General features: G+C 68.2%; 4 protein-coding genes. All 4 read right to left on the bottom strand.

What is annotated here, in order from left to right:
• The coding region (locus J7E68_RS05475) for a carboxylesterase family protein (RefSeq protein ID WP_215170593.1) at window positions 1-760 on the bottom strand (760 nt) is incomplete at its 3' end.
• Between the two features lie 50 nt (window positions 761-810).
• Window positions 811-1410 (bottom strand): hypothetical protein, encoded by a 600-nt coding sequence (locus tag J7E68_RS05470; RefSeq protein ID WP_215170592.1) that lies wholly within the window; start codon window positions 1408-1410, stop codon window positions 811-813.
• On the bottom strand, window positions 1407-2258 hold the full coding sequence (locus tag J7E68_RS05465; RefSeq protein ID WP_215170591.1) for a hypothetical protein: 852 nt from the start codon (window positions 2256-2258) through the stop codon (window positions 1407-1409). Before J7E68_RS05465 ends, J7E68_RS05470 begins: the two co-directional genes overlap by 4 nt.
• 63 nt (window positions 2259-2321) lie before the next feature.
• Window positions 2322-3137, bottom strand: an 816-nt coding sequence (locus tag J7E68_RS05460) for a site-specific DNA-methyltransferase (RefSeq protein ID WP_251048677.1), incomplete at its 5' end; no start/stop codon positions are given.

Raw genomic sequence — 3137 nt, 5'->3', positions numbered from 1 at the left:
CACTCACAGTCGAGAGACCGGCCACGGTGGGGTCGACGCCCGCCGCCGCGGCGAGCGCTCGTCCGAATGCCTCGGCCCGCGGCGCCGACACGTCTCCGAGCGCTCCCGAGATCGCATGGACCCCGTGGAACAGGTGCTGCGCCGCCTCCATGCCGAGCAGCGTGAGCACGGCTCCGCCACCGGCGGACTGCCCGGCGATCGTCACACGACCGGGGTCTCCGCCGAACGAGGCGATGTTCTGCTGCACCCATTCGAGCGCGAGCAGCCAGTCGCGCACGCCGCGGTTCGACGGGGCATCCTCTATCCAGCCGAAGCCGTCGAATCCGAGCCGGTACGAGATCGAGACGGTGACGACGCCGTCTCGATTGAAGTTGCGCCCGTCGTACCAGGGGCTCGCGGGGGAACCGGCGAAGTAGCCGCCGCCGTGGATCCACACGAGCACGGCGAGGCCCGCTGCGGTGGGGTCGGGGGTGAAGACGTTGACGTTCAGGGTCGAGTCGCCCTCGACACTCGGCTCGGGGATCAGCGTCACCCCGGGGTCTCCGCGCTGTGCAGTGGCGGCGAACTCGAGTGCATCGAGCACGCCCTCCCACGGCGCCTTCGGAACGGGCGCCTGGAATCTCAGGTCACCGATCGGAGCCTCTGCGAACGGGATGCCGAGAAAAGCAGCCGAGCGCGCAGCCCCGCGCCCTCCCGTGGTGGGGCGCCAGCGCCCTCGAACGCGCCCGGCAGCGGTCTGCACCTCGACGAACTCGGTCATGCCCCTCACACTCTCACGGCGAGACTCTTTCACGGCGAGTCTCCGACCGGCTACGGCGCCGGCCGCGCGGTGGCGACGATCCTCGGCTCGACGTATCCGGCCTGCTCCAGCTGCGCTATGACCTCGGCGCTGTAGGCGTCGACGTCCCGGTCGTCGTTCACGCTGATCTCGCCGAAGACGGCGACGGCTTGCACCTGGAAAGGTTCGTCGAACTGCACCCCAGGGTCTGCCAGAGTGTCGAGCCACACCTGCACCGCGGCGAAGTAGCGATCGGCTCGCTCGGGGTCGTACCCCAACCACTCGAGCGTTGCCGACCCCGACTCGGCCCCCTCCTGCATGTGTCTGAGAACCACGCGCACGGGCATGGTGCCGAGCGGCGAGTCTTCGACGATCGGCAGCGCATCCTCGATGAATGCTCGCGTCTCGTCGTACGACATGTCGCCCAGGAAGGCTTCGAGCGTGATTCCGTCGGACGACGACCTGACCTGCACATCGTCAGGGGCGGAATCGAGCTCGTTCACCGCTTCTGACACGGGCTCAGCGAAGGATTCCGATCGTTCGTCGGGGGTCGCATAGTGGGGCGCGCACCCCGTGAGCAGCAGCGCGGCGATGGCGGCAGCGGCGGCGAATGCCGCGATACGCCGGCTCATTCGGCCACTCCGTACAGCGTGGTCTTGCCGTCTTTCGGCAGCGCCGTGACGTTGGTGTAGATCACGTTCACGGCGGGCCCGAGCACTCCTCTGTTGGTGAGCGCAGCCATGATCTGCGCCGTCTGCTCGGCCGTGAGGTCGGCGGTGCCGGTCAGAGAGACCCAGGTCACATCGGGATTGAGGCTCATCCTGGCGCTCGTCAGGTAGTCCAGACTCGCGAGATCCTCGCTCAGTTCGATCCATCCCTCATCCAGCTCCACGCGGCCCGACCTGTTCGAGATCGAGGCGCGATCGACGGATGCGTACAACGACGGCGGAGCATCGGCATAGGGCGGTTCGCTCACGGCCTGTTCGAGCGCACCGTAGGCTTCGGCCATCGTCACTCCGGCGTCGCCCGGATCCTCCGAGAACACCGCCAGCGTGCCGGGGCCCACACCTTCCGTGGCCGTGACGTAGCTGACCTCGGTGAACCCGTCGTCGAGGAATCTCGCCCACAGGCGAACGTCATCCGCGAAGCGATCGGGGTCGTCGTAGGTGGTCGTGCTGAACTTCGTATCCACGTAGGGGTCACCCGGATACACGGCGACGATGGCGAGTTCGCGCGGACGGTCCTCACCCATCCCGTCGACGATGTCGCGCACCGCGAGCGCCGTCGTCACGATCTCGTCCTCCGGCGCGGCGGGATCGATCTGCACGAGATTCTCGTACGGCGCGACGAGGACGCCGGGAACCTTCTCGACCTCGAGCATCGCGTCGACCGATGCAGGATCCTGCTCCCCCTCCTGCCCCGCACAGCCCACCAATGCCACCGCTAACGCAATGACGACAACCCCCCGGATACGTCGCATGCTTCGACCCTATCGCGCAGCCTTCCGGCCGACGTGCCTGCGAAGAACGGCCTCGTACGTGCGCTACTCGCCGACGCGCGTGACCTCGGCGTGGGGCATCCGCTCGGTCATGACGCGCACGGCCTCGGGATTGTCGTCGACGAGCACGGCGTCGCGCCCGAGCGCCGAGGCGACGGCCCCGGTCGTGCCGCTGCCGGCGAAGATGTCGAGCACGCGGTCGCCGGGACGGCTGGATGCACGCACGATCCGCCGCAGGATGCCCTCGGGCTTCTGCGTCGGATACCCCGTCTTCTCACGGCCGGTCGTCGGCACGATCGTGTGCCACCACACGTCGGTGGGCAGCTTGCCGCGCGCGGCCTTCTCGGCCGTCACGAGACCCGGTGCCATGTAGGGCTCACGGTCGATGTCGTCGGAATTGAAGACGTACTCGCTGGGGTTCTTCACGTATACGAGGATCGTGTCGTGCTTGGTGGGCCAGCGGCGGCGGGACTTCGCGCCGTAGTCGTAGGCCCAGATGAGCTCGTTGAGAAAGCAGTCGCGACCGAACACGGCGTCGAGCATGACCTTGGCGTAATGCGCCTCGCGGTAGTCGAGGTGCAGGTACAGGGTGCCGTCATCGGCGAGCAGCCGCCATGCCTCTTCGAGCCGCGGCATCAGGAAGGCGCCGTAATCGTCGAACCGGTCGTCGTACGTCCGCAGCATCCCGCGCACCCGCTCGTAGGCGTGGCCGTGGAACCCGTGCCGCACCTCGGAATGCGCGGCGCGGTCGGCTCCGGGACTCCGGAGATCCCGTGGGTCGGCAGCGTCGGGGGCCGAGGATTCCGCACCCGGGGCGTCGGGCACCTCCGGCCGTTCCGGAGTCATGGAAGTGCGACGGGC

The organism is Microbacterium sp. ISL-103 (assembly GCF_018613995.1).
Classification (GTDB): Bacteria; Actinomycetota; Actinomycetes; order Actinomycetales; family Microbacteriaceae; genus Microbacterium.
The sequence above is the reverse complement of the archived record's forward strand: the minus strand, read 5'-3'. Positions and strand labels throughout refer to the sequence as shown.

What these genes read in the sequence shown, in the direction of transcription:
- J7E68_RS05465 (WP_215170591.1), bottom strand. Translation starts at nt 2,258, where the DNA reads ATGCGACGTATCCGGGGGGTTGTCGTCATTGCGTTAGCGGTGGCATTG.
- J7E68_RS05470 (WP_215170592.1), bottom strand. Translation starts at nt 1,410, where the DNA reads ATGAGCCGGCGTATCGCGGCATTCGCCGCCGCTGCCGCCATCGCCGCG.